24 protein-coding genes, 1 tRNA gene and 1 pseudogene are annotated in these 23,838 nt (G+C 38.0%); 11 read left to right on the top strand and 15 right to left on the bottom strand.

The window, feature by feature from the left end; genetic code table 11:
* Positions 1 to 52 precede the first annotated feature (52 nt).
* Positions 53 to 137: transfer RNA gene (locus AC012T_RS17730), tRNA-Ser, on the top strand.
* A gap of 9 nt (positions 138 to 146) precedes the next feature.
* Here the strand turns inward: AC012T_RS17730 and AC012T_RS17725 are convergent.
* A pseudogene (locus AC012T_RS17725) lies at positions 147 to 610 on the bottom strand (DUF2267 domain-containing protein).
* A gap of 639 nt (positions 611 to 1,249) precedes the next feature.
* Between AC012T_RS17725 and AC012T_RS17720 the strand changes: the two are divergent.
* A complete protein-coding gene (locus AC012T_RS17720; protein ID WP_487060074.1) occupies positions 1,250 to 2,404 on the top strand; it encodes a CapA family protein in 1,155 nt (384 codons plus the stop codon).
* Position 2,405: 1 nt separating this feature from the next.
* Here the strand turns inward: AC012T_RS17720 and AC012T_RS17715 are convergent, their stop codons facing one another.
* The 3 genes from AC012T_RS17715 to AC012T_RS17705 form a co-directional block, all read right to left on the bottom strand.
* Positions 2,406 to 4,061: a serine/threonine protein kinase gene (locus AC012T_RS17715; protein WP_487060073.1), complete on the bottom strand. Its 1,656-nt coding sequence runs from the start codon at positions 4,059 to 4,061 to the stop codon at positions 2,406 to 2,408.
* A 144-nt stretch (positions 4,062 to 4,205) separates the two neighbouring features.
* Positions 4,206 to 5,468 carry an FGGY-family carbohydrate kinase gene (locus tag AC012T_RS17710; protein WP_487060072.1) on the bottom strand — a complete coding sequence of 421 codons (1,263 nt, stop codon included), beginning with the start codon at positions 5,466 to 5,468 and terminating at the stop codon, positions 4,206 to 4,208.
* 3 nt (positions 5,469 to 5,471) lie between these two features.
* On the bottom strand, positions 5,472 to 5,645 hold the full coding sequence (locus AC012T_RS17705) for a hypothetical protein (RefSeq protein WP_487060071.1): 174 nt from the start codon (positions 5,643 to 5,645) through the stop codon (positions 5,472 to 5,474).
* 27 nt (positions 5,646 to 5,672) lie between these two features.
* Here AC012T_RS17705 and psaM point away from each other — a divergent pair, with 27 nt between their 5' ends.
* The gene (gene psaM / locus AC012T_RS17700; protein WP_015141228.1) at positions 5,673 to 5,768 is read left to right on the top strand and encodes a photosystem I reaction center subunit XII; all 96 of its coding nucleotides are present in this window, start codon (positions 5,673 to 5,675) and stop codon (positions 5,766 to 5,768) included.
* A gap of 252 nt (positions 5,769 to 6,020) precedes the next feature.
* Complete coding sequence (locus tag AC012T_RS17695; RefSeq protein ID WP_487060070.1) at positions 6,021 to 6,431, top strand: slr1601 family putative cell division protein; 411 nt, start codon at positions 6,021 to 6,023, stop codon at positions 6,429 to 6,431.
* A 353-nt stretch (positions 6,432 to 6,784) separates the two neighbouring features.
* Here the strand turns inward: AC012T_RS17695 and AC012T_RS17690 are convergent, their stop codons facing one another.
* The gene (locus AC012T_RS17690) at positions 6,785 to 7,507 is read right to left on the bottom strand and encodes a tetratricopeptide repeat protein (protein WP_487060069.1); all 723 of its coding nucleotides are present in this window, start codon (positions 7,505 to 7,507) and stop codon (positions 6,785 to 6,787) included.
* Positions 7,508 to 7,859: 352 nt separating this feature from the next.
* Between AC012T_RS17690 and AC012T_RS17685 the strand changes: the two genes are divergently transcribed.
* Complete coding sequence (locus AC012T_RS17685; RefSeq protein WP_487060068.1) at positions 7,860 to 8,324, top strand: hypothetical protein; 465 nt, start codon at positions 7,860 to 7,862, stop codon at positions 8,322 to 8,324.
* Positions 8,325 to 8,336: 12 nt separating this feature from the next.
* Entirely contained in the window at positions 8,337 to 8,897 is a 561-nt protein-coding gene (locus tag AC012T_RS17680) for a glutathione S-transferase family protein (RefSeq protein ID WP_487060067.1), read from the top strand.
* A 205-nt stretch (positions 8,898 to 9,102) separates the two neighbouring features.
* Here the strand turns inward: AC012T_RS17680 and AC012T_RS17675 are convergent, their stop codons facing one another.
* From AC012T_RS17675 to ebsA, 5 genes are all read right to left on the bottom strand, one after another.
* Positions 9,103 to 9,594, bottom strand: coding sequence for a YajQ family cyclic di-GMP-binding protein (locus AC012T_RS17675; RefSeq protein ID WP_015215560.1), 492 nt, complete (start codon positions 9,592 to 9,594; stop codon positions 9,103 to 9,105).
* Between the two features lie 121 nt (positions 9,595 to 9,715).
* Positions 9,716 to 10,135, bottom strand: a complete 420-nt coding sequence (locus tag AC012T_RS17670) for an MAPEG family protein (protein WP_487060066.1) — start codon at positions 10,133 to 10,135, stop codon at positions 9,716 to 9,718.
* 136 nt (positions 10,136 to 10,271) lie between these two features.
* Positions 10,272 to 10,775: a DNA recombination-mediator protein A gene (locus AC012T_RS17665; protein WP_487060065.1), complete on the bottom strand. Its 504-nt coding sequence runs from the start codon at positions 10,773 to 10,775 to the stop codon at positions 10,272 to 10,274.
* Between the two features lie 257 nt (positions 10,776 to 11,032).
* Positions 11,033 to 12,127, bottom strand: coding sequence for a phosphotransacetylase family protein (locus AC012T_RS17660; RefSeq protein WP_487060064.1), 1,095 nt, complete (start codon positions 12,125 to 12,127; stop codon positions 11,033 to 11,035).
* A 197-nt stretch (positions 12,128 to 12,324) separates the two neighbouring features.
* Positions 12,325 to 12,699: a type IV pilus biogenesis protein EbsA gene (gene ebsA / locus AC012T_RS17655; protein ID WP_487060063.1), complete on the bottom strand. Its 375-nt coding sequence runs from the start codon at positions 12,697 to 12,699 to the stop codon at positions 12,325 to 12,327.
* A gap of 333 nt (positions 12,700 to 13,032) precedes the next feature.
* Between ebsA and AC012T_RS17650 the strand changes: the two genes are divergently transcribed.
* Positions 13,033 to 14,454 carry a glycosyltransferase family 2 protein gene (locus tag AC012T_RS17650; protein ID WP_487060062.1) on the top strand — a complete coding sequence of 474 codons (1,422 nt, stop codon included), beginning with the start codon at positions 13,033 to 13,035 and terminating at the stop codon, positions 14,452 to 14,454.
* Between the two features lie 243 nt (positions 14,455 to 14,697).
* On the opposite strand, the gene AC012T_RS17645 is transcribed toward AC012T_RS17650, so the two are convergent.
* From AC012T_RS17645 to AC012T_RS17635, 3 genes are all read right to left on the bottom strand, one after another.
* On the bottom strand, positions 14,698 to 14,946 hold the full coding sequence (locus tag AC012T_RS17645) for a DUF4351 domain-containing protein (RefSeq protein WP_487060061.1): 249 nt from the start codon (positions 14,944 to 14,946) through the stop codon (positions 14,698 to 14,700).
* A gap of 264 nt (positions 14,947 to 15,210) precedes the next feature.
* Positions 15,211 to 15,498: a hypothetical protein gene (locus tag AC012T_RS17640; protein ID WP_487060060.1), complete on the bottom strand. Its 288-nt coding sequence runs from the start codon at positions 15,496 to 15,498 to the stop codon at positions 15,211 to 15,213.
* Complete coding sequence (locus AC012T_RS17635) at positions 15,461 to 15,940, bottom strand: DUF6972 family protein (RefSeq protein WP_487060059.1); 480 nt, start codon at positions 15,938 to 15,940, stop codon at positions 15,461 to 15,463. The genes AC012T_RS17640 and AC012T_RS17635 overlap by 38 nt, the downstream gene beginning before the upstream one ends.
* 330 nt (positions 15,941 to 16,270) lie before the next feature.
* Between AC012T_RS17635 and AC012T_RS17630 the strand changes: the two genes are divergently transcribed.
* Genes AC012T_RS17630 through AC012T_RS17620 form a run of 3 tightly spaced genes read left to right on the top strand, consistent with a single transcriptional unit; the run spans position 16,271 to position 20,616 of the window.
* Positions 16,271 to 19,669: an NACHT C-terminal alpha/beta 1 domain-containing protein gene (locus AC012T_RS17630; RefSeq protein WP_487060058.1), complete on the top strand. Its 3,399-nt coding sequence runs from the start codon at positions 16,271 to 16,273 to the stop codon at positions 19,667 to 19,669.
* Positions 19,670 to 19,692: 23 nt separating this feature from the next.
* Positions 19,693 to 20,226 carry a nucleotidyltransferase family protein gene (locus AC012T_RS17625; RefSeq protein WP_487060057.1) on the top strand — a complete coding sequence of 178 codons (534 nt, stop codon included), beginning with the start codon at positions 19,693 to 19,695 and terminating at the stop codon, positions 20,224 to 20,226.
* A 33-nt stretch (positions 20,227 to 20,259) separates the two neighbouring features.
* Positions 20,260 to 20,616, top strand: coding sequence for a VOC family protein (locus AC012T_RS17620; RefSeq protein ID WP_487060056.1), 357 nt, complete (start codon positions 20,260 to 20,262; stop codon positions 20,614 to 20,616).
* On the opposite strand, the gene AC012T_RS17615 is transcribed toward AC012T_RS17620, so the two are convergent.
* Positions 20,597 to 20,728, bottom strand: a complete 132-nt coding sequence (locus AC012T_RS17615) for a hypothetical protein (RefSeq protein WP_487060055.1) — start codon at positions 20,726 to 20,728, stop codon at positions 20,597 to 20,599. The two genes, AC012T_RS17620 and AC012T_RS17615, sit on opposite strands and share 20 nt — an antisense overlap.
* A 6-nt stretch (positions 20,729 to 20,734) precedes the next feature.
* Here AC012T_RS17615 and AC012T_RS17610 point away from each other — a divergent pair, with 6 nt between their 5' ends.
* Complete coding sequence (locus AC012T_RS17610; RefSeq protein ID WP_487060054.1) at positions 20,735 to 22,045, top strand: recombinase family protein; 1,311 nt, start codon at positions 20,735 to 20,737, stop codon at positions 22,043 to 22,045.
* 87 nt (positions 22,046 to 22,132) lie between these two features.
* Here AC012T_RS17610 and AC012T_RS17605 read toward each other — a convergent pair whose 3' ends face one another.
* On the bottom strand, positions 22,133 to 23,641 hold the full coding sequence (locus tag AC012T_RS17605) for a hypothetical protein (protein ID WP_487060053.1): 1,509 nt from the start codon (positions 23,639 to 23,641) through the stop codon (positions 22,133 to 22,135).
* Positions 23,642 to 23,838 lie beyond the last annotated feature (197 nt).

Here is a 23,838-nt window from a genome sequence, read left to right as displayed (position 1 = left end):
TGTGATATAATAATTTATCTATTGTTCACTAAACTTTGTGAATAGAAAATTTGGAGAGGTGTCCGAGTGGTTGATGGTGACGCACTCGAAATGCGTTTTGGGGTAACTCAACGGGGGTTCGAATCCCCCCCTCTCCGTTGATTTTTTCATCTGCGAACTGTTTCTGGCCAAAGCTCTCGCAATGCAGGTGGCATCATGTTAATAACATCTTCAATTTCTCCTGAGGAAACTCGTTGAGCCATGATTTTGAAGACAGCACGCACTAAAGATTCAGGATCAATATCAGCGTTAACATTGCGGAAGTAGTCACGGATATGGTTGAGAAATTCTTCCTTCGTTCGATCCTTGATCATTTTCGCCCCTGGTCGCCAATTTTCATAGTAAAATCCACCCAATAGAATTGGTAACTGCGCTCCTAAATGAGCAGCTTCTTCTACTGTTAAGCGTACCTTTGGTTAGCGTAGCTATCGCGCAACGCGTGTAATGTAGCTCGCAACCCCTGGAAAACTTGATGTTTATTTTCCCATCCCAATTCTTTCGCTAACTCATTAATCCAAGGAATTGTCTTCTGCACTGTAGCGTCAAAGGTATCTAGTCCTGTCATTGTCATAGTTATTTCTCCTATTTTTTGGCAATATGCTGGAAGATATACACCAAAAAAACCCAATTACTACCAAAAATTATGGGTTAGAATCGGCTTTTATCTCTTCAGCACAGGAATGTAAACTCTGTTGTGAATCTAAAAATTTAGTATCAGTTCAGATTATAGAAACCTACATTCCGCACCCCAAACTGTCCCAAAGGGAAATTACGGAGATAAAAAATCAAAGTTAGCATAAAAACAGACATATACAGTGAAAAAAGGCATTTGAGAAGCAGTAAATCACCAAAAATGTCATCAAAACCTATTCTCAATAAGAAGCAATAAGAATGAACACCACCTGGAGAGGTTAACAGATAAAGAAAAAAGATATTCAAGAGAAAATCATAAACCAGACTAATATTTCCAGGATAAAAACGAAATTATAGACATAACAAAATGGAGCTATACATCAAAGATATTAGCTCATTTTCACTCATAGAAATGAAAATGAGTTTATCTACTTATAAATACTTAAGACAATAGTTAAAATATTCCTTAGTACTATTTGTTTGTGAGTCAGTCAGAATTTTTGGCAAGCAAACGAAAGGATACCTTTACATCACAGTATTTTGAGTTAGACTAATGCCAGTGTTTGAGGAGTGACAAATGGCAAGTCGTAGCCAGATGCAATTATTTGCTTGGAGTTTTCTGAGTGTTTGCTTTTGTCTCGGTATTAGTTTAGGAGTAACAATCAGGTTTGGAAAAATACACCAATCAAATGCTGCTGCCACAGAGATTCCTGTATTCACTCCCGATTCGATTCCTAGCTCAGGTGATGAAGAGCAAACAATCACCATTAAAGCAGTTGGGGATATCATACCTGGTACGAATTTTCCTAATTATAGATTGCCACGGAATCCCAATCAGCTACTACCAACATCCGTCAGATCCTATTTACAAGGAGCAGATATTTTATTTGGTAACTTTGAAAGCAACTTAACTAACCATCCTTACAGTTCCAAAGATATCAGTCGCGGACAAACTTTTGCTTTTCGTTCACCACCCGCTTATGCTCAATTATTTGCCGAAGTTGGTTTTAATGTATTCAATATTGCTAACAACCACACAATGGACTTTGGTCTAATTGGACAGCGAGATACAATTAAAAATTTAGAAACTGCGGGTATAAAAACATTAGGTCATAAAAATCAAATCCTTTATTTAGAAGCTAATCAAATACCAATTGCGATGATTGGCTTTACAACTTATGACTTATATAATTCTATTCACAACTTAGAAGCAGCCAAAGCTCTGGTAGAAGAAGCCAAAAACAACGCCAAAATCGTCATTGTGTCGATGCAAGTTGGAGCAGAAGGAACCAGCGCTTTACACGTAAAGGATAAAACAGAATTCTTTTATGGTGAAAACCGAGGTAATTCCTTAAAATTTGCCCGGACAATGATTGATACAGGAGCAGATTTGGTTTTAGGACATGGGCCTCATGTTCCCAGAGCAATAGAAATTTACAAAGAAAAAATTATTGCTTATTCTTTAGGTAACTTTTTAGGATATCGGACTTTATCTACAAATGCCCAAACAGGTTACTCAATGATTTTAGAAGTAAAACTCAACTCGGAGGGAAACTTAGTATCCAGTAAAATTATTCCTATTCATTTAAATCGCCAAGGTATCCCACAAATTGATCAATATTTCCGAACCGTTGGACTGCTACGTTATTTAAATAATCATGATTTTCCCGATAATATGCTCAAAATTGATGAAAAAGGAGAAATTATTGTTTTGAATCAAAACCAAAATTGAGCTAATTACTCTCACTTTCTGATTTTTCTGAAGCCGAATTGGATTTTATATCCTGCGTGGGAACAACTACCGCAGAAGAATCTGAACTTTTCGATTCTGCTGGTGGTGCTGCGGGTATAACTACAGAATTTTTAGGTGGTGGTGCTGTGGGTATAACTACAGAATTTTTAGATGCAGAAGGTTTAGGAGAGTCGTTATTCTCAATTTTAACGGGTGAGGTATTTTCTAAAGATGGTGCCGAGGCATCTGAAGGAGACGATTGGACTTCCCTTAGTTTCTCAAGTAGGGAAGGTGCAGGAGTAACAACAGGTGTAGAAGCGGGTTGCTGAATTTTGCGGGGTGAGAATTTGCGAGAGTTATCTTGAGGCGATTTTTCTGGAGAAATCTGATCAGAAACACTATCACTATCACTATCAGGAGTTGGTTCTGGGGAAACACGCTGGTTACGCTTGCGTCTTTCACTCACATCACTAGAGACAGATGTCGATTTACGGGTTGAGAAAGTTCGAGTTTCTTGATTCTGAGGTGAGGGTTGATTTTCAACAACAGTTTTTGGCGTGGTAAATTCTTGAGTAGGTTGTTCAACAAGTGGTGTGGGATCTGACTGCAACTGAGATTTGGGCAATATTTTAGTGATGCTAAATCCTGCCGTAGTAGCAACTAAGATGACACCAACACCGATAAATGCCTTAGTACCAATTTTTTGAGATAACCCTGTTAACTTCCCTGTTAATGATGGTGTAGGAATAGAAGCAGGTGCAACTGTTTTGAGCAAATTTTCTGACTGTTGAGTGGATAAATCTATAGTCGGTGCTGGTTGAGTGAGTATTTGCGGTGTTATCTCTAACCCAATTCCTGGTAGTAATTGCAGCCACTCTGCTACTGTAGGAGGACGAAACCGAGACTCAACCGCCATACCCCGCATTACGGCTTGATTAATATATGCGCTCAAGTGAGGTTGTAATTCACGGGGAGAAGGCATTGGTTCTCTATCTCTCAATAATGCTGGTATGGGAACTTGTCCTGTTAACAGTGCATATAAAGTTGCTGCTAAACCATAAACATCAGTAGCTGGAGTACGCGGTGCTTGGGTTAAATATTGTTCAATCGGTGCATAACCTTCACTCACTAAACCTGTGTGAGTTTGTCTAACACCACTATTAAATTCCCTAGCAATACCAAAATCAATCAGCACTACTTCCTGAGTTCCTTGGCGGAGGATGATATTATCAGGTTTAATATCTCGGTGTAGCAAACCATTTTTATGTACTACCTGTAATGCTGCACCAATTTGGCGGATGTAATGAACTGCTGTTTCTTCTGGTAGTGATATTCCTGGTAAAACAAATGCTTCACCTAAATTTTCCCCAGGAATATATTCCATCACCATGTAAGGTAGCCCATTCTCAACAAAGAAATCACTAACCCGAACAATATTGGGATGGACACAAGTGGCTAATCTTCTGGCTTCGTCTTGGAATTGTAGCTCGAATTTGGGAAAATCAGGGTTTTGTCGCAGTCGTTCATTGATAGTTTTCATCACTACCTCTTGGCCCAAGTAGTGATGCATAGCTTTAAAGGTAATACCAAATCCGCCCCGGCCTATTTCCTGGATAATACTATATTTTCCACTTTGTAAAGTTGTGCCTGTTAACATAGGGAATCTTCAGTCTTTAGTGAACAGATTAGTTCAGGATTAACTCCTACCCATTATGGCAAGGGTTTTTTATTTTCACTCTAACAGCTTATTAGGTTCACCAATTCCTTAAATAATAGTTTGACTATCCTGATGCTGTAAGTCTCAATTTAATTTTTCTCTCTTAATACCACGCATCGCTAAAAGGGCAGTTCCATAAGCTGCTTCGGTATTCACAGAGGAAAATGTAGGAACTTTTAAATACTTTTCTCTAATAACTGTCCAAGTAGAATTTGCTGCACCACCACCAGCAGTATAAACACGAATTAATTTGTCAGACCCTAGTTGCTGTAATAATTCATATCCCCGCACTTCAATTTTTGCCATACTTGCTAACAATCCATGTAAAAATTCTCTAGGATGATCTGGACGGGGTTCTAGTCTTGGAGGTAGGTGGGGATCATTAATGGGAAAGCGATCGCCTTCTTTCAATAATGGATAATAATCTAACTCACTTTCTTTTGATAGATCAATCTCCCGACTTAAGTTGATTAACTCGTCATTACTGAAAAATTTTTTTAATACTGCACCTCCCGTATTAGAAGCTCCACCAGTTAGCCACAAATCACCTAATTTATGGCTGTAAATTCCATATTGTGAATCTTCTACACGGGTACGACTCAAAAGTTTGAGTACCAACGTTGAACCTAATGAAGTTACAGCTTCTCCTGGTAATTTTGCCCCACTAGCCAGAAAAGCCGCAATGCTATCTGTTGTGCCTGCACATACTAGACAATCACGGCTAAAACCAAATCTAGCCGCAATTTCTGGACGTAATTCAGCAATGGGAGTACCAGGGGCTAAAACTTGCGGTAAATGAACCTGTATTGGCAATTTTTCTAACCATTCTGGATATTGCAATTTTTCTACGTCATAACCCAGCTTTAAGGCGTTGTGATAATCGCTAATACCTAATTGTCCATGCAATAAAAACGCTAACCAATCAGCTTGATGTAGTAAATATCTAGCTTGACTAATAGTGGGTAGTTGTTGCATCCATAAGAGTTTGGTGAGGCTAGAAGTTGCACTTAAAACCGTGTGATTTGGAGGTGCAATACTGCTCAAATCCTTTATCATCATTGATCCCCGTGCATCGTTGTACAATAGGGGATCATCTACAGGTTTACCAGTGGCATCTGTGAGCAAAATTGTGGAAGAAGTACCGTTAATAGCGATCGCACCAATTTCTCGCCGCCATTCCTCTGAAATTCCCTCTAGAAGGCTCCATAAAGTCTTCTCCCAGCAATTTACCCAATCAGTTACTAATGTCCAAGGATGACGCATTTGGGACAATATCCTAGCTTCTTCATTAATCACTACACCTCGTGCGCCAGATGTACCAAAATCAATACCCAAGTACAAAGTCATAGGTTACAGGGAATGGGGAATAGGGAATAGGGAAGATGAGGGAGAAAAATATTCTTCATCCTGACTCCTGACTCCTGACTCCTGACTCCAAATCATGTTTTTGTTGCATCTTGTAACAAGATATTCCCCAATTTTGGCAAAACAGGGAAAAGTAGTAAAGGAAGTGTTAATCATCATAGTTTGACGTTTAAGAGGGTTTCCACCATGTCCATATCAGATACTCAAGTGTACATCGCTCTAGCTGTGGCTCTAATTCCAGGCATTTTGGCTTGGCGTTTAGCTACTGAACTTTACAAATAACACCCAGATGTGACACGCTCAGAAGACTAATTGATCCTGGCAATACAGGTTACAGTGTCTAGACTCTTATGACTTTGAGCCAAAAGTTTCTAGAAAAATGTACCTAAGTATGCCAGGTATCTTTTTTAATAATGTAATACTTGTAGAAATTTCCAAAAAATGAAGTAATATGGCAGCTAAATCAAGCCGAAATTAGCGCCAGTTTGCTTTTGACGGTGCTGCCCTTCAATCAGCGAGGCTCTTTTTAGCATCATGAACGCCTTTCAACCATCCAGACCCCCGCTACAGCCAGAAAAACAGCGTCGTTCTGTACCCCGACCAAAAAAACATCTTCGCCAGCGTTCTTACCAGATAATGGCAATAGAAACCACTGCCAAAATAACTGTTAATTTGGTTATTCTTACAGCAGCAGTATCTGCTCTAGTACAGCTTTTACCTTATCACTGGCTACAGCAAGACAAGTTGCGAGAAATCCGCACAGAAGTCAAGTTAATGGAAGGACGTGTTAATAATTTAAGGGCTGAATTTAGCCGCAATTTTGATCCCCGCCAAGCTAAGAGTATCAGACAAGAGCAATCATATCGTTTTGATCCCAGCCAGAGGCAAATAGTACTGATTGATCCAGATCGTAAAGATGATGAAAAATCAGATTCCATACCGTGAGGCAAATTTTAGGTTTTTGATAATTCTGAGTTTTTTACAAAAATCTACGCCAGATTTATTGAACAATTAGTCTATAAAGCGGCATTTGTAGGAATTAAAGTTCTTCTGAGTGAGGGATTTTATACCTTAAAAGGCCAGCTTTTTAGATCAAAATTTTATCTCAATAACTCCCCAGACAGCTAAAAATAAAGTGCTGAAAAAGAGTGAAAAATTATTTATTCACCAAAAGGGTTGTAATGCTGACATCTAAATATAATATTTAGCATCAACGGCTTACGAATTGCGTTAGCGTAGCCTGTGGTCAGCACTATAGCACTATTAAGAATTATTTTAATTTTGAATTTGTTAAAAATCTACCAATCTGTTTTTTGGGGAAACAGCAATTCATTTAACCAATTTTCTAGTTGTAACCGGAGGCGATAACTAGAAACATCTTCCTTGGTGTTTAAAGAGCTTATGTGTGTCAGGGCGCGGTAATAATCTGCGATCGCACAATTCCAGTCACCCCACAAATGATAAGTCCTGCCACGTTCAGCCCAAATGTGACCTTGTAGTTGACCAAACAGCAGTGAAATTTCCAAATTATCAATTGCTTCCTTATATTGCCCCAAATCACGCAGGGTAATACCCCGGTTAATCCAAGCGCGAACATGACGGGGATTCAAATCTAAAGCCTGATCATAATCAGCTAGTGCTGCTGTTAACTCCCCACAAGCAGCATAGTAATTAGCTCGGTTATTATAAGCACTAGCTAACTTAGGATTTATTTGCATTGCTGTATTGTAGTCATGCAGTGCTTTTTGCGATTCACCACTTTGAAAATAAATTAGACCCCGGTTGTTGTAATCGACTGCATTGTGAGGATCACTGTCAATGAGTTGGCTTAACAAAGCGATCGCTTTAGTGTAATCTCCTTGGTGAGCTAACTTTAAAGCACAAGACCGTAAATAGCTGTCTTCAACCTGAGATTTACTACTATCTTTAACTCCAGTTTTTGTATATACAGTATTTTTCTGCTCATCTCTGTATAGTTGATTTTTATGACTGCCAGAAGCTAAAAAGGAGTAATGATCCATATATTCCTGCCTGAGCTACTCGCTCTGTGAAATCAAATTATAGTTTTTTGCCTACAAGTGGTTTAGCCACTGTGTCACTTGTTCAGGAGTCTATGCTGAACGGACTAAATTTAAACTACTTAAAAAATTGAGCTATCAGCCCAATAATATATACTTCACCCACAAGTCGAATTCCTGAAAGAATTAGCTCAATATTCAAGAATAGTCAAGTAGTATCAGTGACAAATTGGTAGAATGCCAACAAGCCTGGAAATTTAGGTGACAGCAGAAGCAAAGATCAAAATTCTACCCGTCCTCCATCTGCCTGATCCTCCCCATTTCCCTAGATTTAAATTATTGAGTGAATTTTTCCATGACAACAGCAATTTCTTATCCAAATGCTCCCGACCTCACAGCCGATGATTACATTGTGATCGGTTTGGCAACTTGCTTTTACAAAGATGATGGTGAAGTGCATCAAATTGAAGTTATAGAACCTATTCCTTCAGCAGCCTTGGAAGCGATATTAAAAGGCATCCCTACATCCTACAAGCTTGCTTATGCAACTACTCTAGGCGCTATTTTAGAAGGTGATACACTGGTTTTACCTCATGGACTTCCAGAGTCAGCGCAGTTCGGAGATGAATTTGTGCTAAGAGCATTTTCTGCTGCTCGTACTTACAAGCGTCGTCAATCAGCCCAATCATTTATACCCGTAGGTGTAACTAAAAGCGATTTCAATTATTCTACAGAACGTAAACGAGTACTAAATGCTGCCAGAGTTGTTAGCAAAGAAGACAACATTAAACAGCATTCCCATACACATAAAGTTCTTTAATTTTAGGTAATTATGCTAAAACTTTACGGTGGCAATTTTAGCCGTGCATCAATTGTCCAATGGTATTTAGAAGAATTAGAAGTTCCCTATGAGTTTGTCCTGCTGGATATGAAAGCAGGTGAACACCTACAACCTGAGTACCTAGCAATTAACCCTATAGGTAAAGTACCAGCAATTGTTGATGGCGATTTTCAACTGTGGGAATCTGGGGCAATTTTGTTGTATCTTGCCGAAAAGCATGGCAATAAGACATTGTCACTAGAGGAACGCGCCATAATTTCTCAGTGGGTATTATTTGGCAATTCCAGTTTGGCTATAGGAATTTTTGTGGAAGTTAATCGGGCGAGGGAAATGCCACGCTTATTAACTTCCCTAAATGAACTATTAGGGCAACAACCTTTCTTGCTGGGTCATGAATTTACTGTTGCCGATGTAGCTGTGGGATCTATACTCGCGTATATTCCCATCATGTTGAAGCTAGATTTGAGTGCCTACCCAGCGGTGTTGAAATATATCCAGCAAATAAATGAACGCCCTGCGTTTCAAAAAAGTATTGGTACAGGAAGTAGTTAGAGGCAGGGGAAGAAGAGGCAGAGGGGCAGGGTGCGGGGTGCAGGGGAAGAATAATTAATGCCCAATAATGCCCAATACCCAGTCCCCAGTCCCCAGTTCTCCCCAGTTCCTAAGCTGTCGCGCATCTAAATCATATAATTGAGAGGCTAAAACTCTTCTCTAGCCTAGAGTCGGTTAAAAAACTAGGTGCGTAACAGCTTAGTTTCTAACGATAGTTTGTAAATTGCAAAGCTACAGGAAGGTCTTCTTGCTTCAGTCGCAAAATAACAGTTTGCAGGTCATCTTTGGCTTTCGCTGTAACCCGCACGGCATCACCTTGAATTGAGGCTTGCACTTTTTTAAATTCGTCACGAATCAATTTGGAAATTTGCTTGGCAATTTCTTGACTGATGCCTTTTTGGAGGGTAATTTCTTGACGGACGCGATTACCACTGGCAGATTCAACTTTGCCAAAATCAAAGATTTTTTGTGAGAGGTTGCGTTTAGCGGCTTTTTCCCGCAGTATGCCGTGTACAGCATCTAAAGTCATATCGCTGTCGGTACTGATTGTAATGGTTGTTTCGCCTAACTCGACAGTCGTTTTCGTATCTTTGAGATCGTAACGGCTTTTGATGTCTCGCACTACTTGATCAATAGCATTGACTAATTCTTGGCGGTCAAAGTCGCTCACAATGTCAAAAGAAAAAGTAGAAGCCATAACAGATTTTTGGATGTGAGATGTTTAATTTTGGAATTTGGAATTGGTGATTGGTGTTGGCGGTAGCCTGCCGTTAGGCATATGGTGATTGGATTATTAATCTCACCATTTCCCCAATCTCCTATCCTCTAACTTGCATGATACTCAGGTAGAAGAGGGTTCCAGAGCTAAAAGAGCCGATGCCAAACATGAGCGATCGCAAAAGAGGTATATTCACAATATAGAAGAAAGAGTATAGCAACCGAGCCGGGATAAATGCGATTGCAGCCATTCCTGCTTGGGAAGAATTCACTCCTGTTACATAAGCCATGAGCGCAGCAGCTGCAAAAATCATAAACGCCTCAAAGGAGTTTTGATGCGCCCAGGTAGCTCTTTGAGCATAGGGCGGTAATTTATCAAACATGGCACGAGGCGCAGAAAGATCAAACCCAACCCGCGCCCGACCGTAGGCTACCAATAAATAAGGTACATAAATTAGCCCAACGGCAGCAGCAATAGAGTAAAGAAAAATAACAGGTATGGGCAGTTGCAATAGAGACATTAACCTAAAAAATATTGGTAGTAGTTTTTGGTAAGTAAGTGCGAAGGGGTACTAGGTAATTCAGAAAAAACATTACCCAGTACCCAATGGTAATTTCCCATCTCTATCATTAGCTATGTGGAGACTACGTTTCACTTTAGTCAAAGTAGAACAGTGTCACCACTTTTCTTTGTTCTTCTGCGTCTCCACAAGTTTGCAGCAGGGTGCGGCTGTCGTGAAAAGCAAAGCAGATCAGTTGTTGACAACGGGAGACAATCTCCTTGTTACACAAATAACTTGCCTCAGCCAAAGATAGATTGTCATTGCTGGGATTTTCAACTAGATGCATGACTTCTTCTAGTTGTTGGCGCGATTCATGGGGCTGGCGTTCCAAACTCTGGGGTAGGATTACCGTCAACAAGTTTGCATCAGCCCGTGTTGCACCCCGAATGGCAGCTGAATTAGTACCTGTAGCACCGGAAGTGATGACCCGATTGCCCGATAAAACTAGGGCATAAGTCATCATTTCAATGAGATTTTGATGAGTAATTGGCACATGACGAGAACCCAACAAGGCGATTCGTTTAGAACCTGTTTGCTGGATTGTTGCTAGTTCTTGCGCTAATGTATCAAGGTTGATGATGTCGGTTGACTGGCTCAAAGATGGAGTGATCAGATTAAACAACCCAGATATTCTACCAAACAGCGTGTAGGTGGGAAGCCAACTAGAGTTACAGATTGCTACGTTTTTTCAATTTCTTTGCTAGGTAACAAAGATTTTGTGGTTGAAAACGTGTTGACAAATAGTAAAAAGTAGGAATTACGCCGAGGATGTGAAGGTAGATTGTTTGCTGGCTGATAACTCAAAGGTAGGATTGACGCGGGCGATTAACTAGTAATTGGGGTAAATAATGAGACTTAAGATAAAGTCGCTGCCGGGTTCATTCCTAGTTGAGATAACAAACGGCTAATGTCAAAATGTTCGGACATTAACTGGCTAATGCACTCTACCTTGAGAGGTTCGTGGACACGGACTTGACCAAAAGTGCGGTCAACAATTTCCACTGTGGTTAAGGTGTCGAGGTCAACAGACAAAATGGGAATTTCTAATTCTTCAGCGCGATTAAGGATAAAGGTAGGAGGTGGTAATTGTCCTGTGAGGATCAGACATTGGGTAGAAGTTTCTAAAGCTGCTTGCTGAATTTCCACGCGATCGCCCCCTGTAACTACCGCTTTATTGCGGCGTTTGCGGAAATACTTGACAGCTGCATTCACATTCATAGCCCCAATTGCCAGACTTTCTACCAATAAATCCAAGCGATCGCTGCGACAGAGAACTTCGGCTTTTAACTGTTTTACCAGTTCTCCCACGCTAACGCTGCGAAGCAAGTCGCTTTTAGGCAGCATTGCTAGTACAGGAATTCCTTCTTGTTCCAAAAATGGACGTAAGAGACTATCACATAAGTCTAATTGTGCGGCTGGAACTTCATTGATTACCACACCAATCAAGCGATTGCCTATCTGTTTCTTAGCAGACAACAATGCTTCAACTGAGAGCATTGACTTATAACGATGTACTAATAGCACAGCAGTATCTAAGACTTCAGCAACTTGCAGCATAGACAAGCCAAACAAATTACCTTCTGGTAAATCACCAGGCCCTTCTAACAGCAACAAATCACCTCTTGGTATTTGTAAATAATGCTGACCTAGTAACTGCTGATAATTAGTTTGATCCTCACCACGTAAGCGTTTTTGGACAGTGGACTCATCTAAAGCTAACAAAGTCGGTGCAACGCGGTTTTCCGGTAATTCTAGGCTCTGAGTAATGAACTGAACATCCTCTTCAACTAAGGTTCCATCTGCGGACTTTGAACAAGTACCCAGTGGTTTACCGTAGGCTATATCCAGTCCTTTTTGCTTTAGCTGATGAGACAACCCTAAAATTGTTGCGGATTTACCACTGTAAGTCTCTACTGATCCAATCAGCAAATATTTAGCAGATGTTGGCACGCCATGCACTCCTAATTTCAAAAGTCTGTTGAACCCAGCTAGGTGTTTCCTAATTTTAGTTGCTTCTGATGGAAGGCTGACGCATCATTGGGGATTGGGTGATAGGCAATTGGCTTCCGCCGTGAGCGTCAGCCGAACGGTAATGGGTCAATGTCTCCCCTACTCCCTGGCCCTTACACCCTGCTCCCTGTCTCCTCTTATTCTTCTACACGCAGCAGTTTGCGGTAAAAGGTTATAGAAAAATCGCTAATTTTTTGGCGCTTATGGTTTTCCATTAATTCAATTAAGAAATTAATAAACTCAAAACTTGCCATCATCACTTCGTAACCTAATTCAGCATTGCCATCAAACTGGATTCGGCAGCGGGTGAGGTCTGATGGTAGGGTAGCAACATTCCAGGTAGCGATAAAGGGAATATTATCACTGCCTTCAATATTGCGATGTCCTTCCACAAAGCCTTTTTGATAAAGACTGATAGCATAAGGCAAGAAATTTCGTTTGCTTTGCTGAATATAAGGGAGATAGACGCTTGCTTGTTGCTGAGTTACAGGCTGTAGTTGATCTATAGACATTGTTTAAGATTCCTCCACTTAGCTAACAACTGGGTATATTTGGTTTTCATCAATAGTATTCCCATAAAAATGTGTCTTTGCACACACTAAAAAAAATAGACCAAATTGAATTAGGTGGTTTTTCAAGATTCTCAAAAATCGGGAAAGACATCCCTTGATGTATATTAAGGAGATAACTAACGGTTGTTTACCGTCAACAGGGATAGCTCTGCCCTGTCAACCTACTGAGAGATCAAAACTTAAGTAGGAACTGAACATCAAATTTGTGTAAGTAAATTTGAATAAATTTCAGAGAGCGGTGTAGACAAATACTGGTTTTTAAATCAAGTAACTATGCCAGCGAATTCCTGGCCTGAAAACGAATCTTATAACGGAAGTTCTGATCCGCTTAATTCCCTACTGTCTGACCTATCGGCAGAAGAGGAATCTGTGGTAGAGCCAAATGCTGTGTCTTTATTACCATCATCCCAGTTCCAACAACGTAGACCCAAAGCCGCCCTAGTCTTGACTATAGTCTGGGGTGGGACGATCGCTCTACATTTAGTTTCCTGGGGTTCTATTTTCATTCTCGGACTCACTACTGTCTTAGGCATTCACGCCTTGGGGATTATTTTTGCTAGACCCCGCCATCACGCTAAAGAAATACAGGGAGATTTGCCTTGTGTCTCTTTGTTGGTGGCTGCAAAAAATGAAGAAGCAGTAATTGGCAGGTTGGTTAAAAGCCTTTGTAGTCTGGAATATGCCAATGGCGAATATGAAGTCTGGATTATTGACGATAACAGTACCGACAGCACGCCGCAGTTATTAGCACAACTAACGCAGGAATACAAGCAACTCAAGGTACTCAGACGTTCACCGGAAGCGACAGGTGGTAAATCAGGTGCTTTGAATCAAGTCTTACCTATGACTAAGGGGGACATCATTGCTGTATTTGATGCCGATGCTCAAGTTAACCCAGATTTACTATTACAGGTAGTACCTTTGTTCCAAAAAGAACAGGTGGGAGCGGTGCAGGTGCGAAAAGCGATCGCTAACGCCAAAGAAAATTTTTGGACTAAGGGACAAATGGCAGAAATGGCAGTTGATACCTGGTTTCAACAACAACGTACTGCTATTGGTGGACTTGGTGAATTGCGGGGGAATGGTCAATTTGTCCGTCGTCAAGCTTTGGATAGCTGCGGTGGCTGGAATGAGGAAACAATCACCGATGATTTAGATTTGACAATTCGGCTGAATCTGGATAAATGGGATATTGAATGTATGTTCTATCCCCCAGTTCAAGAAGAAGGAGTCACAAATGCGATCGCACTTTGGCATCAACGCAACCGTTGGGCTGAAGGTGGTTATCAGCGTTATTTAGATTACTGGAATCTGATCCTCAAAAACCGAATGGGGACGCGGAAAACCTGGGATTTACTGATTTTTCTGCTGATTATGTATATCTTACCGACAGCAGTAATACCAGATTTATTAATGTCAGTAATTCGCCATCGTCCACCTATGTTAGCTCCTGTAACTGGTTTGTCAGTTACAATGTCTTTTGTAGGGATGTTTGCTGGTTTGAAACGGACACGCCAAGATCAGCAAACATCTAACTATTTTGTGTTACTTCTCCAAACCATTCGCGGCAGTATTTATATGTTGCACTGGTTAGTAGTTATGAGTAGCACCACTGCCCGGATGTCAGTTCGTCCCAAACGCCTAAAATGGGTAAAAACTGTGCATACAGGTGTTGATAAAGGTTCTGAACATTAATTACAACAGGATAACTAACCACAAAAAAGAAATTGAAATTTCTTTTAAATTCTGTAGAGATGTTGCAAACAACTTCTCTACAATTTGGTGGTAATTGGTTATATTTACCTGTTATTATAACTATGAATTAATCCAGATTAACCATACTTTTCATACTAGAAATTCTTGTATTTTGACGCAAGAATACGGAAGTGAATAGTAATCTAAAGTGATGCCTTAATCACTTACCAGATTTTAACTTTTTTAATCAGTATTTTGTTGTAACCAGGTTTCTAAATCAGCCATAGCAGAAAAATCAAAAATACTTTCTCCTAATGTTTCTAATTGGGGACTTGATAACTGGCGAATTTGTAATGCAATTGCTGTATCTAGATTACCAAAACGTTTTGATAATTGGCGAATAATTAAATTTGCTTCTCCTTGTTGTTCACCTTGCTGCAAACCTTGTTTGAGGATTTCGTTATACCAGGGTGATTCTCTTAATACTGTCATATCCCACCTCATGATTTGTTGAACTATTGGTATTTCTAGGACATCTGATTTACCTTTTGCGATAGTGTAAGCGCGACCTAGTAATCGCTATTTTTATAATATCCTAATTGCCTAGAAACCCACGGGTGAGACTGATTAAGCTTTTGCTACCAACTTCTAAATTATACCTAAATATAGCAGTTCTCAGTTGAGTAAAATACAAAAAACCACCCCCAACTCCCTCCCCGCAAGCGAGGAGGAGGCAGGCTATAATATTTTTAATCTTTATTGATCAGAATCTTCTTGTAAAATACGACTATTCAATCTTTCATATTCATCCTCTAATAGCCACATTTTAGCAGCTTCATAATTGTCACTGGTAAAGATGATTTTATAGTTTTGTGCAGGGTTATGGATACAGAATTTTCCTGATTGTTCTTTGACTAACATTAGAATATAAGGAGGAGATATTAGAGTATCTACCCAAATTTCTGCAAACTCCCATTCAGTTTCTTGTTCTGATATTTGAGTGATTTCAGTAGGTTGTACGGGGTTTTGTGCGAGGTATGACATGATATTTGCCTGTAGTTTTCTTAATTTTTATTTCACCGTAATGCAGGGGGATTCGAGTACCGTCTGCTTTTAGTATATAACCAATTTGTTCGGCAAAATATAATCCATAACGCTCATATTTATCTTCTGTATCTTCTATTCCTGTAGGTTCTCCTCTAAGTTTTATTTCCGATGCAACTCTTTTCATTGTTTGTTCATCGTTAAAGAGAAAAGCCATTCCTTCAGTTTCAAGTTCTCTTTGGGATTTTTTTGTTCCGGGAAGATGTTTTTCAATAAGACTGCTTCTGGATTCTAGGGTAATCTCACGATCAATTCCGCTCATTTTGTGTGGTGTGATGCTAGGAAGCCGAATATTACGACTATCTTCAAGATATTCAATACCGTTTTCTTTGACAAGTTTAGTATAGTGGTTGGAGAGCAGGTTGAGTTTAGGTTGTAGCATATCAGAATAAACCCTAAGTTTTGACGACTCATTCATCATTACAAAAGTCACAAATTAATAAAATATGCAAAAAATATCAATTAAATATCAAATTAATATCACTTAAATAAAAATATGCAATTTCATCAAAAAATATTGACAGCTAATATTTTTTTATTATGCTGAATTCATGTATGTAAATTTTTGTGGGTTGGGTTGAGGAAAGAAACCCAACATTTTGGGGTATTTGTTGGATTTCGCTATCACTCTACCCAACCTACGGTTATCCTTAATTGAACTCTAATGATATTGAGTTTACAGTTACTCACAAGTAACCCTATTTAGCAGAATATGAACTCATTCCAAAACAATATTGATATCGAAGAAAGTTTCTTAGAAGAAATTGCTACGAAATATCAGTTATTCGATGAATATAGACGGATATTTTTATGTAGATTTGATCGTAAAAATGCAGAACTACAAAATACAGAAATTGCGAATGATAAACATTTAGACATTGATGAACAAGAATTACAAAAATATTTAAGAAAAATTTGTGACTTATTTGGTCATAAAGCTCATAAACGCGGACGACCTAAAGGTGATGAATCTCCTTGGAAAAATGTTTTCGATGACTTATGGAATAAAGAATTTAATGCATGGTTAAAGTTACAACAAAATCCTAATGTTCAGATACCCATTTTAAATAATGACGAATGGTTGCAAGTCTGTCATACAAAACGAGAAGATCAAGAACAATACATCAGACGCAAAGCTTCAGAAATGGGATTTGAGGTAAATGTTCATGTACTGCTTGGTTTAGTAGAACGCAAACAGCAACAACGACGAGATGAGGATGTTGACAGAAGAGACATTTATCAATTAGAAAAAGAAGTCATTGCTAAAATTTACGAACATAAAGATTTTCTAGAACAAGTAATAAATCAAAATCCTACTGGGAAAAACAAGCATATTGCTATAGTTGGAGAACCGGGAGCAGGTAAAACAACTTTATTAAGTGCTGTTGCTTCATATATCAAACAAGAAAATAAAGAGTTACCCATTTTTATATCTCTCAGTAGCTTGGAAAAGATGACATTAGAACAATATCTACTCGAAAAATGGCTACCTCATGCAATGAGATTAGTTAATCCAGATTTTAAGCCTACTTCAGAAATAGAGGAACAGCTAAAGTCACGCTTTTATAAAGGTGGTGTTTGGTTACTGTTAGATGGTGTAGATGAAATTGGAGAATCTTCACCAAGAGAAGCATTAAGGAAAATTTCTCAAGCATTGACAGACTGGTTAGGACAAGCGCGAGTAGTTTTAACTTGTCGGTTAAATGTTTGGGATGCAAGTCTTACTAATAATGAATTATCTGGTTTTGATACCTATAAAACTCAGGAATTTAAACCTGAAGATGTTGATAAATTTATTGAAGAATGGTTTAAATGTGATGAAGATAAAATACAGCGTGGTGAGGAACTAAATAGGAAATTACGAGAACCAGGAAAAGAGCGTATTTATGAATTAGTTACCAATCCTTTAAGATTATCTCTTTTATGTCAGATATTTTCCAACAATCAGCATAGTGATTTACCAGAAACTAAAGCAGAACTTTTTGGTTTATACACTCAGTATTTTTATGATTGGAAACGTAAGTTAGTCCCTCAAAATTTCAACTATACTTTAAAACAAGAATTACATCAAGCATTAGGTAAATTAGCTTTAACAGGAATTAACAGCGATGCTAGATTTAGACTAAATGAAAGTTTAGCAGTTCAAAAAATGGGTCAAGATTTATTTGACTTATCTTGTAATGTAGGTTGGTTAAATTTGGTAGATAGAGATGCGAGTAGTGATGAAACTGTTTATGCTTTCTTTCATGCTAATTTTCAGGAATATTTTGCAGCGTTAGTTATTGACGATTGGCATTATTTGTTAAATCATAATAATGCTAATCCTAATCCTTTTATTAAACATAACAATCAAGATTGTGTTTATCGCATTTTTGAAGGTAAATGGAAGGAAGTAATTTTATTATGGTTTGGACGTAACTCTATCAACAAAAATTATAAGGAAGAGTTCATTCAAGCTTTGGTGGAATTTGATGATACTTATGGAGAATGGCGCTTTTATAATAAAAGAGCTTATTGTTTAGCAGCAGCAGGTATTTTTGAGTTTCAAAATTGCTCACAATCGGATAAAATAGTACAACAAATCTTGAATTGGCAATTTTTTGAAGTTATTGAAGAGACACATCGCACAAAAGCAATTGATATTTTAATGGATACTCTTTTTAAGAGTAAACAATTTTTAGATAAAAATCAACATTACCCCATTGTATGGAACTCAATCAAGAGTTTAGAAAAAATTGCCGTGGGTCATGAAAGGGTAATTGAGGATTTGGGTAAGCTGCTGATTGCGCCAGGCTTAAGTAATTATTATTCTAGTCTAATTATCGAAGCATTAAGAAAAATTTGTACAAATTCAGAAAAAAGTATTAATACTTTATTAAAAGTATTGGAATTAAAAGGCAAAGATGAAAAAAAACTTAAGGAATTCATAAGAAAAAGCCATCAATCTTGGTTAAAAAATGCAAATAGAATAATAATTTTCCATTTAATAAATATGTTTATTAGTCAAGATTTGGCTTATTACCTCAGAGAAAGAGATGATGAATTAGATTATCATTATGGCTCATTAAACAAAATATTAATTCAAATTCAGAATAAACCACCCCTAGAAGCATTGGTAGAAGTGTTAGAGTTAAATAACCTTGATGAATGCGAGTTAGAGACAGCTATCAAACAAATCTTACTTCCCCTTAAAAAAGGTAATACGAAGGAGATTGATCAATTGATTAAAATATTAGAATCAACAAATTTAGATACTTATAATCGTCGGATTGTAGCTGAAGCTTTAGGAAAAATTGATCCCGGTAATAAACAAGCAATCAAGGCATTAGAAGATTTACTAAATTCAAAAGACATGGATGAATATTTCATTATGTTAGCAGCAGAAAGTTTAGGCAAAATTGATCCAGGTAATGAACAAGCCTTGGAGATTATATTAAAAATACTGTACTTAGCATCTGAAGATAATAATATGTATTGGTCAGCAGCAGATAGTTTGAAAAATATCTTACAACCAGAACAGCTTAAAAATGTTGTCATAAAGTTAAATAGCAACTTAAATAGTTCTCGATTTTCCCCTATTCATTTGTATGAAGATGTCATCTGGCATTGCGCCCAAAACATGACCTATCCCGAATTTTACTACGCTTGGCACGGTGAACCATCTACAATTCAAAACCTAGAAAACCAATTTACAAATACCCATTCCCTCCTCACCCAACTCCAACCCACAAACAAAATATATTCCCTTCCCCTCAACCTAAAAACCCTCCAAAACGAAACAGATATCATAGAAATATCTCAAGAAATCTGCAACCAAATTTACTTTACAGCTTGTCCCGAAAATCCAGAAATTCCCGCAGTTAAGAACGCACCTCAAGTAAAACGAATAATTCCCCAAATTAAAAATCATCTGCAAACAGAAAACCTAGTTTTAATTATCAACAACTGCGAACCAAATCAGACAATGATAACATTCTGCAATAAACTAACAGATGTATTACATATTGCCTTTATCACCGAACAACCATTAGATACACCATTAAAAGGTTTTCCAGCAAATCAGCCAAACTTACTCAGTGCTATTCAAACTTGGATTAATGAGATAGGATAAAGAATTGAAAAAAACATTAAATTATGAATAATACACAACTACAAATTATTCTCTCTAATTCAATTGTTGCCACCGTTTTACCTGCAATAGCCCAACTCGATTTACCTAACTGGTGGTTAGCTGGGGGTGCAGTCAGAAATACAGTTTGGCGTTCCCTTTTTGGCAAAGAATGTAATTTATTTATCAAAGATTTTGATATTGCTTTCTTTGACGACACAGGAAATCGTGAACAAGAATTATTTGCTAAATCTATTTTAAAAACACAATTTCCAGAACATGAATTTGATGTCAAAAATCAAGCCAGCTTTGGGCGTTGGCGGGATGGAAGTATGACTTTTGATAGTACAGAAAATGGCATTACAAATTGGCTGCACACTGCAACTGCTGTAGGAGTCCGCATTGATAAACAGGGAGAATGGCAATTTTTGACTCCCTATGGTTTAGATGATTTATTTAACGGTATTATTCGACCAACACTAACACATATTAATAATCCAGATGCCGAAAAAAAAGCAGCTAGTTTTTTGGAAAAATGTTCTAATTTGCAGTTAGGATAAAATCTAAATATACTCACTACCATATTAAAAAAAATGCAAATTAACCAAGGTCTTCATACTGCTATACTCGTCACCAACTTAGAACGCTCAGAACAGTTTTATGGCAAAGTATTAGGATTAGCTAAAATAGACCGCATTCTCAAATATCCTGGTGCTTGGTATCAAATTGGTGATTATCAATTGCATTTAATTGTTTCGTCATCTGTCCCCACCGCAAATCAAAACGAAAAATGGGGACGTAACCCGCACGTTGCTTTCTCGGTTGTTGACTTAGAAACAGCAAAAGCAGAATTACTGAGTCAGAATTATCCCATTCAAGCTAGTGCTTCTGGTCGTCCTGCTTTATTCACCAAAGACCCAGATGGGAATATTATTGAACTAAGTCAATAATAAATTCTTGCTGCTGTTGGTTGTGGAGTTGCGCGTGGTGGTGGTAAGGATATTTTGGTTTGTCGCTACAGTCCACCGGGTAACTATCGAGGACAAAGAGTATATTAATCATAACTAAATGAGAATCATTGCTTATATTTACAGTGATCCCCTTTTAGAAACTGCTCCCGATGAAGCTAGTTGGGGTTGGGAGGTAGATCGAGTATATCAGGATTTGGGACAGTCCTCTGGACAAGTTAGGCGATCGCAATTACAACAATTACTAAATGACTGTGAAGCAGAACCAGTCAACTATCTGCTGATTCGCCGATTAGAAGAATTAGGGGACACAATCACACAAGTAACAAATTATCTCAACCAATTAGAAGCAATGGGGGTAATGGTAATTGCTACAGAACAAGCATACACTTCCGAATCTGCTAAATTCCGCGTCGAATTACTGAATTTACTGCAAGAAATCCAACGACAACAACGTAGTCGCAGTATCCGCCAAGGACACGCCCGAAATCGTCTCGAAGCCTCTCCACCGCCTGGTAAAGTCCCTTACGGCTACCGTAGAGGTCAAGGTAAATATATAATTGACCGCAGTACTTCACCTGTAGTCAAAGAATTTTTTGATAATTTTTTACTCTATGGTTCTCTACGTGGTTCAGTTCGTCACTTAGCGAAAAAATACGGTAAAAAAATCTCTGTCACTACAGGAAGGCGTTGGTTAACAAATCCAGTTTATCGGGGCGACACAGCATATCAAAATAGTGAAATTATTTCTGATACCCATGTGGGAATTATTTCTAGGGAAGAAGCAGCACAAGTTGACAGACTCTTACGCCGCAATAGCCGTTTACCATCTCGTACCGCTAGTGCGCCTCGTTCTTTAGCTGGGTTAGTTCTTTGCAACCAATGTCAGTCTCAGATGACAGTTACTCGTGTTACTCAGCGATATCAAGATAAGGAGTATTTGTATTTACGCAATACAGACTGTCCCCAAATTCCTAAATGTCGTGCTATTTCTTACTCAGAAGTTTTAGAAAAGACAATTGAAATTGTTTGCCGAGACTTACCTTTAGCGGTAGCAGGGATGAATTTTCCTCAACTGGATGCTATTAAAAATAGTTTAAGTGATCACATTGCTCGTCAGCAAGAAATCCTCCAACAGCTACCGACATTGATAGAAACTGGAGTTTTAGATACAGAAACAGCCAAAATCAGGGCTTATAAACTCTGCACAGAAATTTCTCAACTCCAAGCTAAGTTAGCAACTCTTCCACCTGTAAATTTGCGTTCTGTGGCTGAAGCTGTTTCTATTCCCCAATTTTGGTTAGATTTATCAGAAGTAGAAAGACGGTTTTATTTACGAGAATTTATCCGTCAAATAGATATAATTCGTCAGGAAAAAGAATGGAATTTAAAAGTAATGTTCATCTTTTAATCTATGAGTAATAAAGAACATGAGATAAAAATAGAAATACTCTAATTCCTCGATTTACCAATTACTAATTAATTACTATCTAGACTATCAAGATGATTTGGGAGATTTACCTGCATTTCTTACATTCATCACTTTACTAAGTAAATCAAACCAAAATGGCGCTCCCATGGCAATAGCCAAACCGCTGATTAGCCAACCAAAAATCATCCTGAATACGTTGATAACAGGCCAACCATTAATCTTGACTGCTTTCCTTTCCAGTTGCTCTTTTAAGTTATCATCTGTCCAACCAATTGGGAAATTAACATCCTCTAAAATTTGCGGAGTATCTATCTTGTCTAAGTTGGTAGAACCAGATTGTTGATCTATTATTTTTTCGGCTTTATAAACAATGGTTTCTCGCAATACCGTATCTTTCGATAAGCGATCAATGATATGAAAGGTATCTGCATTAGCTCCAAAAGCTAGGACAATACCAAGTAAAATTGCGACTCCTTTAGCATTTCGTTTGTAAACACCACCTGCTCGCTGCATGGAACTATCAAAACTGTTTTCAATTTCTCTTCTTAAGATGTGAATACCTTCCTCTGTGCTTTTAGCTCTGTATTGCGCTCGTTTGGCTATGGTTTCGATATTGTCTCTGATGGCAGGTGGTAAACTGTCCATCAATTGGTTAATCGTTTGATATGTTTGATTATCTTCACCTTGTAAGGCTGTCTTCATTTCTTTATACACAGCGTTACTTGTATTCATTAGTTGCACAATTTCGTTGATGTTAGGCTTTAATCCTCCTACTATTATTGCTTCCTCAGTATTGGCAAAAATATGTTTACAGAAAGCTTGCAATCGCTGCAATGTTTCTATCAATATTTTGTTTTCCTCATCTATATTCGCTTGAAAATTATCTATATATTTTTCTAAACTTTCTTTCATCCGATTAACGCTGGTATCGATATCAATTTTATTGTCTTTAAAATCAGTCACAATAGTTGTATATTCTGCCTTGAGATTTTCAAAATCCTCGTTTATGTCTTGGGTAATATGATTTGATAATTCGGTAAGTTCTATTTGTCTTAGGGATTTGGTTAAAATTGTTTCCACTTCCTGCAACCGTTGGGTTTTGAATTTTTCTAGCCTTACTTCTGTTAAACTATGGATAATTTTTGGTAGTTGTAATTCTTCTATGAGAGTCGCAGCAAAAGTATCCCCTCCAATATATGAAGGCCCACTGTGTCCCTGATCAAAGGTCTTCTCTCCCTGTGGGGATTTAGACAATAATTTTCGCATTGGACGAGTTATATCAGCTATTAACCAAGTTAATTTTCTTGGTAAGACAGAGAAAAATCCTTTTGCTTCTTGATTGATACTTTTGATTAGAGGATTACTATAAATTTTATTGACTAGTTCAATTACGTCCTTGGCTTGTGAGTTTTTAACATCTCCAGCCAGGAGAATTTCAATTGATTTTTTTAAATGTATAGCTCGCCACTGTAATACTGTAGCCATTAGTTCTTGAATTTCTGCGGCTAATAAACTTAAAATTAAGTAAATAAAAATTAAACCTAGGGCTACATCTAAAATAAATGGTAAGCGCATTGACAGACTCCTTCAGGGAAATTGACCAGTGGCAGTTTGTATTCTTTATATCATTTAACGGGAAAAATGCTTGTTAACTTCTTTAAAAAATAAATAAGAAAAATTTTGTTCAAAAAATTATCATTATTCAGAGAAAACTGAGTTAATTTGGGATCTAGCCATTGCTAGTGAAAATGGTTTGTGACTGTGTGGCAACA

The organism is Anabaena sp. EIM26 (assembly GCF_057568715.1).
The sequence above is the reverse complement of the archived record's forward strand: the minus strand, read 5'-3'. Positions and strand labels throughout refer to the sequence as shown.

Excerpts from the sequence above, each read along its gene's own strand:
- psaM (WP_015141228.1), top strand. The coding sequence starts at position 5,673 with ATGTCCATATCAGATACTCAAGTGTACATCGCTCTAGCTGTGGCTCTA.
- AC012T_RS17625 (WP_487060057.1), top strand. The coding sequence starts at position 19,693 with ATGAATAATACACAACTACAAATTATTCTCTCTAATTCAATTGTTGCC.
- AC012T_RS17650 (WP_487060062.1), top strand. The coding sequence starts at position 13,033 with ATGCCAGCGAATTCCTGGCCTGAAAACGAATCTTATAACGGAAGTTCT.
- AC012T_RS17690 (WP_487060069.1), bottom strand. The coding sequence starts at position 7,507 with ATGGATCATTACTCCTTTTTAGCTTCTGGCAGTCATAAAAATCAACTA.
- AC012T_RS17720 (WP_487060074.1), top strand. The coding sequence starts at position 1,250 with ATGGCAAGTCGTAGCCAGATGCAATTATTTGCTTGGAGTTTTCTGAGT.
- AC012T_RS17705 (WP_487060071.1), bottom strand. The coding sequence starts at position 5,645 with ATGATGATTAACACTTCCTTTACTACTTTTCCCTGTTTTGCCAAAATT.
- AC012T_RS17640 (WP_487060060.1), bottom strand. The coding sequence starts at position 15,498 with ATGTCATACCTCGCACAAAACCCCGTACAACCTACTGAAATCACTCAA.
- AC012T_RS17645 (WP_487060061.1), bottom strand. The coding sequence starts at position 14,946 with ATGACAGTATTAAGAGAATCACCCTGGTATAACGAAATCCTCAAACAA.
- AC012T_RS17610 (WP_487060054.1), top strand. The coding sequence starts at position 20,735 with ATGAGAATCATTGCTTATATTTACAGTGATCCCCTTTTAGAAACTGCT.
- AC012T_RS17620 (WP_487060056.1), top strand. The coding sequence starts at position 20,260 with ATGCAAATTAACCAAGGTCTTCATACTGCTATACTCGTCACCAACTTA.
- AC012T_RS17635 (WP_487060059.1), bottom strand. The coding sequence starts at position 15,940 with ATGCTACAACCTAAACTCAACCTGCTCTCCAACCACTATACTAAACTT.
- AC012T_RS17710 (WP_487060072.1), bottom strand. The coding sequence starts at position 5,468 with ATGACTTTGTACTTGGGTATTGATTTTGGTACATCTGGCGCACGAGGT.
- AC012T_RS17675 (WP_015215560.1), bottom strand. The coding sequence starts at position 9,594 with ATGGCTTCTACTTTTTCTTTTGACATTGTGAGCGACTTTGACCGCCAA.
- AC012T_RS17605 (WP_487060053.1), bottom strand. The coding sequence starts at position 23,641 with ATGCGCTTACCATTTATTTTAGATGTAGCCCTAGGTTTAATTTTTATT.
- AC012T_RS17670 (WP_487060066.1), bottom strand. The coding sequence starts at position 10,135 with ATGTCTCTATTGCAACTGCCCATACCTGTTATTTTTCTTTACTCTATT.
- AC012T_RS17680 (WP_487060067.1), top strand. The coding sequence starts at position 8,337 with ATGCTAAAACTTTACGGTGGCAATTTTAGCCGTGCATCAATTGTCCAA.
- AC012T_RS17685 (WP_487060068.1), top strand. The coding sequence starts at position 7,860 with ATGACAACAGCAATTTCTTATCCAAATGCTCCCGACCTCACAGCCGAT.
- AC012T_RS17615 (WP_487060055.1), bottom strand. The coding sequence starts at position 20,728 with ATGATTAATATACTCTTTGTCCTCGATAGTTACCCGGTGGACTGTAGC.
- ebsA (WP_487060063.1), bottom strand. The coding sequence starts at position 12,699 with ATGTCTATAGATCAACTACAGCCTGTAACTCAGCAACAAGCAAGCGTC.
- AC012T_RS17695 (WP_487060070.1), top strand. The coding sequence starts at position 6,021 with ATGAACGCCTTTCAACCATCCAGACCCCCGCTACAGCCAGAAAAACAG.
- AC012T_RS17630 (WP_487060058.1), top strand. The coding sequence starts at position 16,271 with ATGAACTCATTCCAAAACAATATTGATATCGAAGAAAGTTTCTTAGAA.
- AC012T_RS17715 (WP_487060073.1), bottom strand. The coding sequence starts at position 4,061 with ATGTTAACAGGCACAACTTTACAAAGTGGAAAATATAGTATTATCCAG.